Below are 15873 nucleotides of genomic sequence, written 5' to 3' on the forward strand. Positions count from 1 at the left end.
TTTTAAAATTTTAAAAGGATTACGTTTTGTTTGTGGCGAATAAGGGTAAGTATAGGGAGTGCAGTCTATCTATTATTGACCGCATGAAAGGGAGGAATGGTTATATGACAATCGTTGATGGAAAGTATCCAAACAAAAGAGATCTAACTCCAAAAGTTAAAGAGATGGATGAACAAACAGATGCAGTTGAAGGCGTAGTAGTACCTGATGAATTGCCACTTGCGGATCCAGCAGATTCTGATTCAAGCGAATCGTTCAGGGAAAACGCTCAAGATGACTCAGGAGAACATAAACCATCCGCTTACAGTCAAAATAAATCACCGAGCCAAAACTATCATGATCTGACACCGGGTGAGAAATTCCCTTATGGAGATCAGGAAGAATATAATCGTGAATACAACACCGAAGCGCATGACCAGTGGAATCAGCATAAAAATATCAAAAAGCAAGAAGAAAATCAATCGTAAAGTCAGCCTGCCTAAGTGCAAGGCTGTTTTTAGATTAGAAGAAGAGGTGGAATGAATGGGTGCATTGCAACAGTTTTCAATGGCAAGAGGGTTTACATTAGGCCTCATTAAACGAGCGGATGAACATGCGTGGGACGCTCAACCTGAAGGCTTTTCTAATACCGTTCAATGGAATGTAGGACATATTTATTCATTGACTGAGGATCTTCTTAACCGTTCAATGAATGACTACCCAGTCGATAAGTTGGAATGGGCAGAGTTTTTTGCGCCAGGAACGAGTCCATCTACTTGGCCAAGCAGTCCTCCAGCAAAAGAGGAGTTAATCGTTGCGATGAAAGGTCAAGGCAAGCGGATTTCGCAACTGAGCGAACTACAGCTAACGCATCGATTGAACACACCCATTTCTATCGGCAAGTTCATTACGTTGGAAACCGTCGATGAAGTTCTGCAGTTTCTAACATGGCATGAAGGTATGCATGCCGGTTTGATTGATGGCCTACTTAAGGCAAATAAATAAAATTAAATATAGCTGTTCAGGAGATCGTAATGGATTTCTTGAACAGCTTTTTTGTGTTGAGTTAGGGATTTATTCAAATAGTAGGTAAGAAGCAAGTCCATTGTCCCCACTACGGCGCTGGTGGATGGCTTTCGCGAGGAGCCGTAGACAGGAAGTGCGCCTGTCTTTGTCTCCTCGCTACGCCTACCACAGCAGGCTCATGGCTGAAGGCAATCCCCCACGTGCCTGCGCGAATCCAGAAAGCAGACGCTCCCTGACTTCATAACCCAACAACCAGTCGAGCCACGCCCCAAAAATAAGTATCAAAAACCCGCAAACACATCGTCAAAGTCCTTCCACCAAACCTTTCCTAGTTTCGATACCTACTCACACTCAGCCTTAAGTCTGAGTTAGAAATCCGCTATGGGACCGTCGGAGAAAGCGGGAATTCATTATAAACTAAGGTTACAAATGAAGGGAGGACATCAACATGAAGAAAATTGGTTTATTCTTGCTCGGCATTATCGCAGGCCTGGCAGCCGTATTGAATCTTGGATCCATCGTCGTGCTAGCTGTCACAGGGGCAATCGCGCTCGTTAGCTACCACTACTGGAGAAAGAGTCACTCGATGTTCGCGAAAGTATTTTGGATGACAGTCCTGGTTATTAGCGTCATCAGCTCAATTTCAAACGTCGGTGCATTCATCGGTATCATCGCAGTAATTGGAATCTACTACGTATACCGCAAGTGGAACGACCGTAACGTAAACCCGAACGTCATTTCGGATGATCCATTCACAAACTTTGAACGCCAGTGGAACGAACTTACAAAATAAAAGGAGAGATGCAGTATGAACGCATTTTGGCATAGAGTAAAATATACCGTACAAGAAGATCTCAATAAGTGGATGGACAAGCCACAAAGGAAAGAAAACCCGCTAGAAATGCTCAATCAATATTTTCTGGATGCGCAAAAGCAGACTGCGGAAATTGGTAAGTTGTTGGAACGTCAAGGGAAACTGAAAGAGGAATTGGAAAATGAACGTCAGGATGCAGAGTTAATGGCGATGAAGCGTCGTCATCAATTAGAACTTGCTGAGGAGACGGGAGAAGCTGAATTAATTACGTTTGCGCAAGAAGAAGTGGAAGCGTATGAAGGACGGGTAGCGCGTTTATCGGCAAGCATTCAAGATGCTACACAAGAATTGCTTTCATTGGAACGGAAATTCGAAGAGATGAAGCACCGTGTGAAGGACATGCGTGTTCGTCAACTGCAATTGATGGGCAAAGAGAACGTTACGCGTGCGAAGGAAAAGATGGATCGTTTTGTTAAGCCGGATCAATCATTTTCCACACTCGATGACTTGCATTCATACATCGAAAACCTGGGTAGTGGCAGAAGAACGACGCAATCCCACTCATCGATGGAACAACGATTAGATTCATTAGAGAAATCTAACGCAAAAACTCAAGATATTGTGTAAACTGTAAGAGGAAGCATCACGCTTCCTCTATCGAGAAGGGAGAGAATGGAATGGCTAAAAGGGATTCAACTAAAGTTTCGGTCTACTTGCTTGCTCTATTGGCGATTGCTTTCGTCGAATCGATACTGTTTTCAAATGGCAATTTCATCTTCCTCCTTCTCGGTTGGGTATTTCTTGATTATGGATATCGGAAACGCGGAAAGTGGACAGCGATAACAGGAATTGTTTTCATCGTCATTGCGCTCCTGACATTGTGGAGTGTGCGACTGCTGATTTTAGTAATTGTCTTGTATATTATTATGAAATTATGGAGAGGCACGCCTGCTAGCGAAGTGTTCGGTAATCTACAGAAACCGAGAGAGAGACGGTCGCAAGGTTTGTGGAGAAATCGATTGTTTTCCATACAGTCAACACCGCTTTCGACGTACGAGTGGGAAGACGTGCATATGCAAGGTTTTTTCGGCGATGTACATGTCGATGTAACGGATACGGTCTTGCCAAGAGGAGCTTCGTTCATTTCGATTCGGCAAATCTTCGGGAAGGTTCTGATTGAATTGCCCTATGATATTCCGGTTCGAATTCATTATGCAACATTATACGGCGAAGCAGAACTTCTAGGAAATGCACCGCAGCAGCTATTCAATGAAAGCGTGCAAGCGTATGATGGATATGAAACGAAGCGTCCGAATGATCCTGAGTTGATTATTTCGGTATTCACTTGGATTGGTGATGTGGAGGTGCGTAGAAAATGAAGGCAATCATTGGTCGCACCATTCTATTGACGTTAACATTCAGCGCAATCGTCGCGGTCTTTTTCTATTTTTCATTGATGTCACACTCGTAGAATATCAGTATTTGTTGTTCAATATGGAAGCTGCGGATATGCCCCTCATAGCTTGGTTATTTTCGACGATTTTCATTATTAGCTTGGTAATTGCGGGTTGGATTGGCCAGAATGGCAGAACAAAAGAGAATATTATCATCGGGAAATTACAGGATCTTTACGCAAAGCAGGAATTTACGAAGTCGAATAAAGTGAAGAGGAAGACTAACCGCTCGATTGAACAACTATACGAGGTACTAGAAGCGCAGCGAAATAGTTTGCGCCGTATTACGGATGAACGAGTAGAGACGCAAGACAAACTCATTCAGGAACGTATAATACAAGAGCGCCAGCGATTAGCAAGGGAGTTGCATGACTCAGTGTCCCAGCAATTGTTCGCGGCTTCGATGCTATTGTCGGCACTTGCGGAACAGGCAGAAGAAGGTCCGATTCACAAGCCGTTATTGCAAGTGGAGAAAATGGTTCAGCAAGCACAACTGGAAATGCGTGCGTTGCTTCTTCATTTACGTCCGGCTGCTCTGCATAATCAGACGCTTGCGAAAGGTCTGGAAGAATTATTAAGTGAATTACAGCAAAAAGTGACGTTTGATATTACACATCGTTTAGAGGATATCGAGTTGTCTAAAGGCGCGGAAGATCATTTATTCCGGATTGCTCAGGAAACGTTATCGAATACGCTTCGTCACGCAAAAGCGACAGAAGTGGAGATTTTATTAATCGAACGAGATGGGCTGGCGATTTTACGCGTGCAGGATAATGGCGTCGGATTTAAGCAAGATGACGGCAAAGGCGGTTCGTACGGTTTGCAGAACGTAAAAGAGCGTGCGATTGAGATTGGCGGTAGTTGTAAGATTGTCTCGGTACCATCTCAAGGGACGATTGTGGAAGTGAAGTTACCGATTTTGAAAGGGGAGCTGGCGGATGATTCGAGTGCTGTTGGTGGATGATCATGAAATGGTGCGCATTGGCGTATCGACGTATTTGCAAATGCAACCGGATATCGAAGTGATTGCGGAAGCAGAGAATGGCCAGATCGGAGTAGTGAAAGCGCTGGATTTGCGACCGGATATTATTTTAATGGACATGGTTATGCCAGTCATGAACGGTGCTGAAGCGACGGCTGCGATTATCGAGAAATGGCCAGAAGCGAAAGTGATTATTGTCACCAGTTTCCTTGATGATGATAAATTATATCCTGCACTTGAAGCGGGAGCTGTCAGTTATATTTTGAAGACGTCTAATGCGAAACGTGTGGCAGATGCTATTCGAGATACAGTGCAAGGACAAACGGTGCTTGAGCCTGAAGTGACATCGAAAATGATGACGAAGATGCGCGGTGGTCAAACACATGCCTTGCATGAAGATTTAACCGACCGCGAGCTGGAAGTGTTGTTATTATTAGCTAAGGGCAAATCCAATCAGGAAATAGCGGATGAACTGTTCATCGCGTTAAAAACTGTGAAGACCCATGTCAGTAATCTATTATCCAAATTGGAAGTTCAAGACCGCACACAGGCGGTTATTTATGCGTTTCAAAATAAATTAACGAATTGATAGTCTACAAGTAGAAGTCGCCACATATGAGTAGATAGACGGTGAAGTTGTGGATAAGCATTGATTTCGGCAGGAATAAACTGAAATTACGAACTTCTCCACAAACTATCCACGCGCAATGTGTATAAGTATTCAGTTATATGCAAAATAAAAAAGTATGTACATGTGGATAGAAATATTTTTTGGAAACTTATCCACTGTTTGTGTCGTCATGGTAGACTGTATAACAGAAAATAGAATAGCAGAAGGACAGCCTTCGCGGAAAGAGAGTCATATGGAATTATTTGATTTAATTAAAGCGTTGATTTTAGGGTTCGTAGAAGGAATGACTGAATTCGCACCCGTATCTTCAACAGGTCATTTGATTATTGTTGATGATATGTGGCTGAAGACGGAAGAGTTCTTAGGAAAGTATCCTGCCATTACATTTAAGATTGTGATTCAGCTCGGATCCATACTAGCTGTAGTCGTTGTATTTTGGAAACGGTTATTTAGTTTAGTCGGTTTGTATAAAGTAGATAGCAATGTCAAGATGAGTGAGCGTTTCAATTTGCTTCACGTTATCGTAGGCATGTTGCCGGCTGTCATTTTCGGTTTTGCGTTTAAGGACTTGATCGATGATTATTTATTCGGCGTGGAAACAGTTATTTTTGCGCTAGTCGCCGGTGCATTTTTGATGATTGCAGCGGATAAGTTTGGACCGAAAAATCCAAGTGTGGTGTCATTGGATCAGATTACATACAGACAGGCATTCACAGTTGGGCTTGTTCAGTGTTTGTCGTTGTGGCCAGGATTTTCCCGTTCGGGAGCGACGATTTCCGGCGGTGTGTTGTTCGGGATGAATCATCGGACAGCAGCTGATTTCACGTTTATCATGGCGGTTCCGATCATGATGGGCGCGAGTCTTGTGTCGGTGTTGAAGAACTGGGAGTATATGTCGATGGATGACATTGGTTTTTACGTGGTTGGTTTCTTGAGTGCGTTTGTGTTCGCACTGATTTCAATCCGTTTCTTCCTGAAATTGATTTCGAAAGTCAAGTTGATGCCGTTTGCGATTTATCGTATCGTGCTAGCAGTGATTTTGGCTGCAATTGTGTTTTTATAAGAAGTTAGACGACCTTTGCGTAAGTGGCAGAGGTCGTCTTTTTTATGGGATGAAATAGATAGGCTGGCGGGGGATAGGGGAAGGGATTTGCGCTTCGGAGGGGACGCATTTCCTGAGGGTTCGCGATGAGCCAACTGTTCGCTAGTGCAAAAATGTGCTCCTAACGCTTCGCTTTTACTCGCAATGTGAGTGGGTGATAGTTATCAAAGTTCATTAAAGTATGTGTTGTAAACATTTCTGTTTTTGACCTTAGATAAGTTTAAGGAAAACAATAATTTACATTCTACTGCTAGTGAGTGTTCTAAATCCTTCTACTATAAAAGTAGGATGGAAGCGGAAGTTGGCGGCGACTCCCGATGGCTCACCGCGGGCCCATGGGAAAGCGTCCGCCAACTGGAGCTTCCATCCCCTCGTACTCTCAAACTTACTTACCACTCCTAAGCGCTTACTAATTTACTCCCCTATTCTTAAAGCATTGTATACTTCTTCCCAACTTCCGCAATCTCCGCTGAACCACTAAACGTTTTTCCTGCTTCATTCAATATCTCATTGATATCACCATGATGCGGCAAGTGGGTGAGGATGAGCTGCCCTACTTCGGCTTGCTGCGCCAGTGCGCCTGCTTGACTACCTGCCATGTGACCCGGTGACTTACCTAGATGCTCTTCGTACAGGTTAGCTTCGCAGAATAGAATGTCCGCGTGTTGTGCGAAAGGCACGAGCTTGTCCGACCATTCCGTATCTGCCGTGAAAACTACTGACTTGTCATCCACTGTGAACTTCATTGCGAGGCAGTAGACCGGATGGATTGTCGGACAAAACGTAACCGTAAATGGACCAATTTGAACGGATTCATTTTCCCGAATTTCGATACCTTGCGTTTGTTCTTTATACGTTAACTTCGCAAATTCTTTCCTATTCCGCGCATGACTATAAATCGGTAGTGGTGGGGAAGGTTGTCCTAAGTAGTATTGAATCAATCGGCTATATTGCAGGCTTCCTATGTCTGCGATGTGATCCGCGTGGTAATGGCTGATGACCACTGCATCGAGTTGGTCGAGTTCGATGTAATTTTGCAAGGAAGATAGTACGCCGCTGCCGCAGTCGAAAAGGCAATGGAATCCTTCGTGTTCAATGAGAAATGAAGAGGTGGCGCTACTTGCTTTTGGATAGCCGCCCCAGATACCTAATGGGATGATGTTCATGTGAATTCCTCCTGTTTGGTTGTTTTAGTATGTTCATTGTAAGTGAAGGATGGGTAAATGTCGTAAAAGTATGTGTTTTTGAGGATACCGACTCTAAGCGCCACCTTTCACTTTTGTGTCATCCAGTTCCAGGTGGCAGAGTCTCGGGTCATAAGTCAAAGCTGCTGTGCGGCAAAAAACGCCGCTTCGCATCTTCGCCTTATGCCTGCCGACTCTAAGCGCCACCTTTCACTTTTGTGTCATCCAGTTGCAGCGGCTAGGATCTCGGGTCATAAGTCGTGCTGGTCATGAGGCAAAGAGCGCCTCAAGTCCAGCCCGTCTTATGCCTGTCGATCCTGACGAGCCGCTTCCACTTTTGGTTCATCCATGCGATAATAGAGAAAATACACTTTGAGGATGACGATATGAGTAAATTAGTTGAAATACAGTTGAATGCACAGGGCACGGTGGCTTTGAAGAAGGGGTATCCGTTGGTTTTGAAGGATGCTGTGATGAGTAGTGAGATTCAGGCGAAGGAAGGTAGTTTGATTCGTCTGACGGATCGGTATCATAAGTATTTGGCTACGGGGTATTATGGAATTCAAAATAAAGGAATCGGCTGGGTGCTGACTTCGAATGAAAGAGAAGAGATCGATTTTGATTTCTTTGATCAAAAAATGGCAACGGCTTTTGAACGACGTGAGGTATACGCGGAAGATCCGGATACGACGGCTTATCGTTTGTTCAATGGAGAAGGCGATGGAATTGGTGGTTTGACGATTGATTTCTTCGACGGTTATTACATGGTCAGCTGGTATAGTGAAGGTATTTATGCGTTCCGTCACCACGTCTATAATGTGTTGGACAAGCGTGGCGATTATAAAGCAGTCTATGAGAAGAAGCGCTTTGATTCGAAGGGGCAGTATGTCGAGCAGGATGATTTTGTCAAAGGAACGCCTGGAGATTTTCCGATTATCGTCAAGGAGAATGGCATGAACTTTGCGATTGATTTGAACGATGGCGCGATGACAGGTGTGTTCTTGGATCAGCGTGATGTTCGTGAGACGATTCGCGATAATTACTCGCAAGGTCGCGAAGTATTAAATACATTTTCTTATACAGGCGCGTTTTCCGTGGCGGCTCTACTAGGTGGTGCGAAGAAAACGACGAATGTCGATTTGGCGAAGCGCAGTGTCGCGAAGACAATTGAACAGTTCAGCGTCAATGGTATTGACTATGAGCAGCAAGATATCAAAGTGATGGATGTCTTTGATTATTTCCGTTATGCGAAGCGTCATGACATGAAATTTGGACTTGTTGTGCTGGATCCACCAAGCTTTGCACGTTCGAAGAAATATACATTTAGTACAGCGAAGGATTATCCTATGCTAATGAAAGAAGCGATCGCGGTTACAGAGAAGAATGGTTATATCGTAGCTTCTACGAATAACGCAAGCTTCAGTATGAAGAAGTTCAAAGGATTCATTGAGCAAGCATTTAAAGAGATGGATATGCGCTATAAAGTAGTGGAAGAGTCTTCGTTACCAAGAGATTTCCGCACACCGAGGGACTATCCTGAATTTAATTATTTAAAAGTAGTTATTGTGCAGAAATTACGTTAATTCGTCACAAAAACGTTTGGTGACAATGTCAATATTTCCTAGTACGATGGATGTAACGAAGTCGTAAAACGGGAGGTAGACATATGAAACAAATACTTGCGCTGTTGGTGTTAGTATCTGTCTTTTGGATAACTGGTTGTTCCAATGTGTATAGTCAGGAAGACGGCTACCGGATGGCCATCATCAATCAAGGATTCCCTGTGCCGAAAGAAGCGTATGAAGTGAAAGCTGAAGATTGCATAGGAGAGATTTCTAAATCAGCAAAGTATAAGCTAAAAGGAATCGGTGACGCAGACGGCAATCCACCAGATCATTATTTACGCACGATTGAGGACTGGGGATGGACGGAAAAGGTGGAAGACCGTAGAGGATCTATCCATTTCTATGAAAAACAAGGCAAGATCATGTCGCTCAATATTAAAGAAAATGTTTTTGATGTCTTTGAAATGACGAGCGCAAAAGAATCATAAGTTAGGTGGCGAGAGTATGGAGATGAAAAAACCGAAGCTCGACATAGAGAAACCTGCTGTAGCAAAAGTGTTCGATGTGTTGGTTATCGCTTTATTCGCTGCTGCTCTCGTCTATCTGCTCCTGCAGTGGAGTCAATTACCCGAACGAATTCCTGCACATTTTGGTGCGGATGGTGAAGTAGATCGCTATGGAACGAGAATGGAATTACTGCTGTTGCCGATTATTGGTATCGTCATGTGGGTAGGGTTGGGGATATTGGAAAAGTATCCGCATATGTATAACTACATTAATTTGCGGCCTGATAACATAGAAATCCACTATCGTTATGGCGTGCTGTTTATGAACGTCATCAAAAACATTTCAACCCTGTTGTTTGTCTTTTTGATCTGGCAAATGACAGACATTGCCTTGGCCAAAATCGCTACGTTGAACATGCCCATTTTTATCATGATCTTGGTACTGCTTTTTGGTTCAATGGGTATATACTTTTATAAAGCCATGAAATTATAGAATATCCATAACGAAAATCCAAATGCTCTGCCAACAAATGAATCTATTAATCACCTCTTATCGTATACTCATGATAAGAGGTGATTTTTTATGAAATGGAAACTATTAATTGTCGCTTTACTGGCTTTTCTAGTTCTACCGATGACAGCGGGAGCCGTAGATTTTAGCATTCCGGATGTGAAAATCAATGCGCAGTTGGAACCTGATGGCACTGTTCGGGTAGAGGAGAAGCATACGTATGATTTTGACAGTGAATTTAATGGAATCATTCGAGAAATTCAACCGAAAAGAGGGGCTTCGATTGAAGGCTTTACTGCTTATGAAAAGGGTAAAGAATTAGAGATCGAAAAGCGCGGTACAGAATATCGAGTACATCGCAAAGGAGACAGCGAAGTCATAACGTTCGATTTGCAGTATACGATTACCAATGGAATGGAAATGTATAATGATGGCGGACAATTCCTTTGGCCATTTTTTGACAGCCGTAATGAAACAGATTATGGCAATATGACGATTACTATTGTACCGCCTGCTGATGCGTCTGATGTGTTGTTCATCGGATACGACAGTGCGGAAGGGACTGGTAAGGTACAGCCTGATGGAACGGTTGTATTTTCGTTGGGAGAAGTTGATGCCGGGGACAATGGTGATATCCGCGTTGTCTATGAACCGTCTTTATTTCCAGGAATGACCGCAAGTGATCAAGATATTCGCCCATCAGTGAAAGAGGATCAGGAAACGGCAATTAGAAAACGTGAAGAGTTCATTCAAAATCAAAGGACTACCGGTATATTTGGTAGTGTCAGTGTTGCGGTCGGTATTTTAGGAGTGGGTCTGATTGGATTCTTTGCGAGTGCCAGAAGAAAAAGGTATAGCAAGGAAGCGCAATATGAAATGGATGCGAATGGTTTCTACGTTCCTTCCAATAATATGAGCTTACCAGCATTGCTTCTTTTCAAGAATGGCGTAGCTTCCGTAGAGTTGATGTCCGCGGCGTTGCTTGATCTCGTACGCAAAGGGCATGTAAAGCAAGTATCGGATGACGAGTTTGAGTTGATCGATGCGAACGTCAAACTAGAGCATGAGAAGCAGTTGATTCAATTACTATTTTACCAAATCGGACAGGAGAAAAAATTTACATTGAATGAATTGAATAGTTATACGAAAGAAAAGAAGAACTATGAAGCATTCGATAAAAAGTTTACGATGTGGAAAGATCTTGTAAAAGAAGAATTGAATCAGTATGAAATGAAGGTAAAGACAACGAAGGAGCGTGTGATCCTGAGCTTGATCGGGGTGCTTGGCATCGGATTCGCTATCGCTTTTGTCTATTATGAGTTGTACGCGCAACTGGTGTTAGTAGGGATTTTGACGTTGGTAGCTTTTGGCTTCGCACTGTTTTATAGTCCGTATAATTATGAAGGAACTTTGCTGAAGCTGGAGTGGGAGCGAGTGGATAAGTGGATGAAGGAACTTGATACGAAGAAGTGGGAAGGACTCTCACTTGATGATCGATTCCGTGTGTTGATTTATGGTGTAGGGGTGAAGAATCCAGAGTTGGACGCGTATTATAAAGACTTTGTCAGTGCTCAGAAGCAACTGGATCAGAATCGTACAAAATCACGACACGATACAGGAGATGGGTATTATGGAAGTGGCTACTATGAAGGCTCCGTCTACAATCCGGTGTTTCTCGCAGGATCATTCAACCAAGCTTCGTCGAATGTATCAAACAACGCGCCTAGTAGCGATAGTAGCAGCAGTGGCGGAGGAGGAACCGGTGGAGGTGGCGGTGGTTCGGGTGCGTTTTAAGGTGTGTAAAAGGAGAGAACAGAATGAGCAAAACAATAGTTTGGTTCCGAAAAGATTTGCGTTTACATGATCATCCAGCATTGGTGGAAGCGGCGGCACATGGAGAGGTGTTGCCCGTTTTCATTTTACCAAAAGTGCGTCATGCGGCATCGGATTGGTGGCTGCATCACAGCTTACTAGAAATCATCCAGCGCTTTGAAGACCAACAGATCCAATTTATTATAAGAGAAGGACAACCTGTTGAACAGTTGATGAAATTGATAGAGGAAAGCGGAGCGGATCAACTTACTTTCAATGAATTATACGATCCGGAAAGCCGGGAAATAGAGCGTGAATTGGCAAAAGCTTGTGAGAAACAGCGCGTTCAAGTCCGTTCATTCCAAGGGACACTCCTTGTAGCGCCTGATGTGATTTTTAATAAAACCAATCAGCCGTATAAAGTATTTACTCCGTTTTGGAAGCGACTACGGCAAGAACCCATAGCAGCACCGTTTGCGACACCTGAACTTATACCGTCTACTGTGAAATACTATTCATTGTCTTCAGGCGAATGGGGGCTTTTATCGGCTAATCGTTGGTATGACAAGTTAATGAATCATTGGCAACCTGGAGAAGTAGCCGCTATGGAGCGATGGGAAACGTTTCGGGACAGTGGATTATATGATTATCTAGTCGGGCGAGACCTTCCTGCGCAAGCTAGTGTTTCACGATTGTCTCCTTACTTGGCATGGGGAAATGTTAGTGTGCGTTCGTTATGGCACGGGGCGATTGCTGCGGCAGATGATGTCGGTGATCAGCAAGTAGAGGCTTTTATCCGTCAATTGGCGTGGCGTGACTTTGATAATTATCAGTTGCTATATTTCCCTGAGATGATAACGAAACCTGTGCGACCGGAGTTTGAAAAATTTCCGTGGCAACCCGCAGATAGTAGGTTAGAGGTATGGAAAACAGGGCATACCGGTTATCCATTAGTCGATGCGGGGATGCGTGAATTATGGGAAACAGGTTATATGCATAACCGAGTACGAATGGTTGTAGCTTCATTTTTGATTAAACATTTATTGATCGATTGGCGTGAAGGTATGGCGTGGTTTGAAGAAACTCTTGTGGACTTGGACATAGCAAATAATGCGATGGGATGGCAATGGGTGGCGGGCAGTGGCTTTGATGCCTCACCGTACTTCAGGGTGTTTAATCCGATTCTTCAGGCAAAGAAATTCGATGAAGACGCACAGTATATAAAAAAATGGCTGCCCGAGTTAACGGACATGCCAGTAAAGTTTGTATTTGAACCTGCGGAAGCGCCGGATGACGTGCTAAAAGCAGCGGGAGTTACAATCGGTACGACCTATCCAGCTCCGATGGTTGATCATCAAGCTGCCCGTGCGCGCGCATTGGCAGCGTATGATACATGCAAAAACACTTAAATTTCATCAATGGATTCAAGCAGATGAATATGTTGTAAATGTAGCTTGTCAGCCCAAATGAATGCGCCGTATCCACCTAGATAAAATTCGGTATTAGGATGTTTACCCGCAAAATCATCCAACTCCTGCATGAGCTGTGGATTCTTTTCAAACGGAAATGTAGTGGAAGCTGATAGCAATACTTTGACGGGCTTGATCTTATCAATAAGTGACTGAATAGCACCTGGAGCTGGTGACGAACCGATCATCGCTGTACGCCAGCCCTTGAGCATTAATTGTAATAAAAAAATATGCACCGGAATTTCATGCGATTCATTAGGGAGGCACGCGCCTAATAATATAGGAGAGTCCTCACGGTATTGGAAGTTGCGTCGTAGCTGGACGAGTTGATCTCGTACGACCAGACTAGACAAAGCTTCCTGATACTCGTCCCACTCACCACTTGCCCAGTGATCGCCTACTTCTTTCAAAAAAGGAATGACGATTTGGCTTAGGTAGTGTTCAAGGCCCAATCGATGATAGGCGGCTTGAAGGGAAAAGTTTAATTCTAATTCATCGCAATTTTTCCCGTGAAGCAATAAATCATTCAATATATCCTCTAAATACGTATCTTCGGAATTTGATGGCATGTCAGTTTTCTTCTGGGACTTGGCCATTTCGGCTGCCTGTGATAGTGCAAAGCCATCTTCTGCGTAACGTTTCATCAGTAAAAATAACCGAATATCGTCGTCATGATAGATTCGATATCCATTATCGAGACGGTGTGGAATCACAATATCATAACGTTCTTCCCATTTCCTCAAGACTTGCCTCGACAAGCCTGTTTGATCTGCAACCTGTTTAATTGTATACGTCGGGGTTTCAGATGACGGCTTCAAAGCAACCAACCTTTCTTTATACTAGAATGAACAATGACCAATTGCCTTGTTCTACATGTCTAACATTATACATAGATTTGACGAGACAAGTCAAATCTGTTATTTTTACATTGTAGGAAGGTGTATAAATGAAAACTAAATATATTGTGCAAGGCACCTGGATAGGCATTGTAACAGGGATTCTCCTCGCTGTTGTCTTGAAAATGGTGCAAGCGATAACAGGTGACAAAGTATATACACTGTTACTGAACGTAGATTACATACCCATCGTAAAAGAGTATCAATTTCCAGAAGTAATTGAAGTGTTTTTTCATCTCATCGTTTCAGTCGTACTCTGTATCATACTCGTGATCCTGTATGACAAGAGTAGGGGTTTCATACGTAACCATGCGATTCTGTTCCCTCTTCTAGTGAATGTCGCCATAGGGTTGTTATTGTATCCGACGACATCATTTTCTGACCGAACGCCAAGTGTTACAAACATAATTTCTTTGTTGTGGTGGGTCGCTGGTCATGCTTTGTACGGTTTCGTTGTAGGGGTTTTGATAAATAGGAAACCGAAAGAATAGAATAGGCCTATTCTAATGACAAACTCTAGTATTTGGAATTACTTATGTGTATAATTGACTAGTATACAACATTGTACAAAGTCTAAACAACCTAGAAAAGCAGCAATTTGTTCGTGTCAGTTGAAGAAAAAGGAGAATACTACTATGTGGATCACAAAAAGACGTAAGACATTATCATTAATACAACCTATTTCCTCTGTCCCTGTCAAAATGCAAGTACCGACCAAAGAAGTTCAATTGCAGTTGGATGCGATTCAATTAAGAGAGCGGGATCTACAACTATTACGTGCACTAAAAGAACCGATGAGCGCTCGGATCGATGAAATTGTAAAAGCATTTTATTCAAGTGTGACCGCAGTTCCTGAGCTGTCCCAGATAATTAAAAAGAACAGTACGACGGAATATTTGAGTAAAACACTAGCCGTACATCTCGGTGGATTATTCGACGGTGTAATTGACGAAGCATATTTGATCAATCGTAGTAAAGTGGCGAACGCACATTTACGAATTGGACTGGAACCGAAATGGTATATCGCAGCTTTTCAAAACTTGCATTCCACGATGCTCGACATATTATTTGATCTTGAATTAGATCGTGCGGAAGAGCGAGAAATGATTGTGGCATTAAGCAAAATATTGAATTTTGAAAAGCAGTTGGTTCTTGAAGCGTTTGAGAAGAGTACAAATGACTCAATCCGTGCAAACCAACAAGAAATAAAAAATAGCGTCAAACAACAAATTGGCAGCATTGCGCTTAAAATCGAGGAAAAGTCTGAATCTACATACGCAGTAGTCAATGATTTGATTGAGCAATCTGCTACACTAGACGGAAAAATACAAGAAAGTATCGTACGTTCCGAGACTTCTGCCAATCAAGCGCAATCGGGAATCGAGCAGATGGCGCAGATGGTTGTGACATCAGAGACGATTGTTAAAGAAACGAAGGGCATGGCGGAATTGGTTGAAGAATTGAACCGTGCCTCCATTCAAATTGAAGAGGTTGTACAACTAGTGAAAAATATTGCTGATCAGACGAATCTGTTGGCACTCAACTCCGCAATTGAAGCGGCACGTGCGGGTGTTCATGGAAAAGGCTTCGCGGTCGTTGCGGATGAAGTACGAAATCTTGCCGATCAGACGAAACAGTCGACAGATAATATTGCGCAACTTGTCGCGCAGTCAAAAGCAAAGACGCAAGCCGTTCATGTTGCCATTGATACGGTCACGAAGTTTGCGGATATGGGTATGAAAGAGACTGAAACAACGAGAGAAACATTCCAAAACATAACAGATACAGTCCATTTGACGATTGATGATATCCGGCATTTTTCAGACCATATGAAAAATCTGCAGGACGTTATTACATCGATTGGTGGCGTATCAAGAGAAGTAGTTTCAACTTCTTATGAATTAGAAGAAGCGATAGATGTCCTATAAAAGGAAGTGAGCAT

General features: G+C 43.1%; 17 protein-coding genes. 15 read left to right on the top strand and 2 right to left on the bottom strand.

The genetic code is table 11. The annotated features are described in order from the left end of the window. Positions 1–104 precede the first annotated feature (104 nt). From SporoP32a_RS10760 to SporoP32a_RS10795, 8 genes are all read left to right on the top strand, one after another. Positions 105–467: a hypothetical protein gene (locus SporoP32a_RS10760; protein ID WP_085427877.1), complete on the top strand. Its 363-nt coding sequence runs from the start codon at positions 105–107 to the stop codon at positions 465–467. A gap of 55 nt (positions 468–522) precedes the next feature. Next, the gene (locus SporoP32a_RS10765) at positions 523–984 is read left to right on the top strand and encodes a DinB family protein (RefSeq protein ID WP_085427878.1); all 462 of its coding nucleotides are present in this window, start codon (positions 523–525) and stop codon (positions 982–984) included. Between the two features lie 469 nt (positions 985–1453). After that, positions 1454–1798 carry a lmo0954 family membrane protein gene (locus tag SporoP32a_RS10770; RefSeq protein WP_085427879.1) on the top strand — a complete coding sequence of 115 codons (345 nt, stop codon included), beginning with the start codon at positions 1454–1456 and terminating at the stop codon, positions 1796–1798. Between the two features lie 15 nt (positions 1799–1813). Further along, positions 1814–2446 carry a PspA/IM30 family protein gene (locus SporoP32a_RS10775; RefSeq protein ID WP_085427880.1) on the top strand — a complete coding sequence of 211 codons (633 nt, stop codon included), beginning with the start codon at positions 1814–1816 and terminating at the stop codon, positions 2444–2446. Positions 2447–2496: 50 nt separating this feature from the next. Then, entirely contained in the window at positions 2497–3198 is a 702-nt protein-coding gene (gene liaF / locus SporoP32a_RS10780) for a cell wall-active antibiotics response protein LiaF (protein WP_085427881.1), read from the top strand. Next, on the top strand, positions 3176–4237 hold the full coding sequence (locus SporoP32a_RS10785) for a sensor histidine kinase (RefSeq protein ID WP_335696104.1): 1062 nt from the start codon (positions 3176–3178) through the stop codon (positions 4235–4237). The genes liaF and SporoP32a_RS10785 overlap by 23 nt, the downstream gene beginning before the upstream one ends. Then, positions 4212–4844 (top strand): response regulator, encoded by a 633-nt coding sequence (locus tag SporoP32a_RS10790; protein WP_085427882.1) that lies wholly within the window; start codon positions 4212–4214, stop codon positions 4842–4844. The genes SporoP32a_RS10785 and SporoP32a_RS10790 overlap by 26 nt, the downstream gene beginning before the upstream one ends. Before the next feature lie 274 nt (positions 4845–5118). Continuing rightward, on the top strand, positions 5119–5949 hold the full coding sequence (locus tag SporoP32a_RS10795) for an undecaprenyl-diphosphate phosphatase (protein ID WP_085427883.1): 831 nt from the start codon (positions 5119–5121) through the stop codon (positions 5947–5949). Positions 5950–6416: 467 nt separating this feature from the next. Here the strand turns inward: SporoP32a_RS10795 and SporoP32a_RS10800 are convergent, their stop codons facing one another. Further along, a complete protein-coding gene (locus SporoP32a_RS10800) occupies positions 6417–7154 on the bottom strand; it encodes an MBL fold metallo-hydrolase (protein ID WP_085427884.1) in 738 nt (245 codons plus the stop codon). A 404-nt stretch (positions 7155–7558) separates the two neighbouring features. Between SporoP32a_RS10800 and SporoP32a_RS10805 the strand changes: the two genes are divergently transcribed. The 5 genes from SporoP32a_RS10805 to SporoP32a_RS10825 all read left to right on the top strand — a co-directional run bounded on the left by SporoP32a_RS10805 (position 7559) and on the right by SporoP32a_RS10825 (position 12975). Further along, on the top strand, positions 7559–8755 hold the full coding sequence (locus SporoP32a_RS10805; protein WP_085427885.1) for a class I SAM-dependent rRNA methyltransferase: 1197 nt from the start codon (positions 7559–7561) through the stop codon (positions 8753–8755). 83 nt (positions 8756–8838) lie between these two features. Continuing rightward, positions 8839–9225: a hypothetical protein gene (locus SporoP32a_RS10810; protein WP_085427886.1), complete on the top strand. Its 387-nt coding sequence runs from the start codon at positions 8839–8841 to the stop codon at positions 9223–9225. A 16-nt stretch (positions 9226–9241) separates the two neighbouring features. Then, a complete protein-coding gene (locus SporoP32a_RS10815) occupies positions 9242–9736 on the top strand; it encodes a DUF1648 domain-containing protein (protein ID WP_085427887.1) in 495 nt (164 codons plus the stop codon). A 90-nt stretch (positions 9737–9826) separates the two neighbouring features. Then, complete coding sequence (locus tag SporoP32a_RS10820; RefSeq protein WP_085427888.1) at positions 9827–11548, top strand: DUF2207 domain-containing protein; 1722 nt, start codon at positions 9827–9829, stop codon at positions 11546–11548. 23 nt (positions 11549–11571) lie between these two features. Continuing rightward, positions 11572–12975: a cryptochrome/photolyase family protein gene (locus SporoP32a_RS10825; RefSeq protein ID WP_085427889.1), complete on the top strand. Its 1404-nt coding sequence runs from the start codon at positions 11572–11574 to the stop codon at positions 12973–12975. Here the strand turns inward: SporoP32a_RS10825 and SporoP32a_RS10830 are convergent. Then, entirely contained in the window at positions 12972–13853 is an 882-nt protein-coding gene (locus SporoP32a_RS10830; RefSeq protein WP_158232623.1) for a MerR family transcriptional regulator, read from the bottom strand. The two genes, SporoP32a_RS10825 and SporoP32a_RS10830, sit on opposite strands and share 4 nt — an antisense overlap. Before the next feature lie 128 nt (positions 13854–13981). Here SporoP32a_RS10830 and SporoP32a_RS10835 point away from each other — a divergent pair, with 128 nt between their 5' ends. Then, entirely contained in the window at positions 13982–14422 is a 441-nt protein-coding gene (locus SporoP32a_RS10835; protein WP_085427891.1) for a hypothetical protein, read from the top strand. A 144-nt stretch (positions 14423–14566) separates the two neighbouring features. Further along, positions 14567–15859: a globin-coupled sensor protein gene (locus SporoP32a_RS10840; RefSeq protein WP_085427892.1), complete on the top strand. Its 1293-nt coding sequence runs from the start codon at positions 14567–14569 to the stop codon at positions 15857–15859. Positions 15860–15873 lie beyond the last annotated feature (14 nt).

It is taken from the genome of Sporosarcina ureae, assembly GCF_002109325.1.
GTDB lineage: Bacteria > Bacillota > Bacilli > Bacillales_A > Planococcaceae > Sporosarcina > Sporosarcina ureae_C.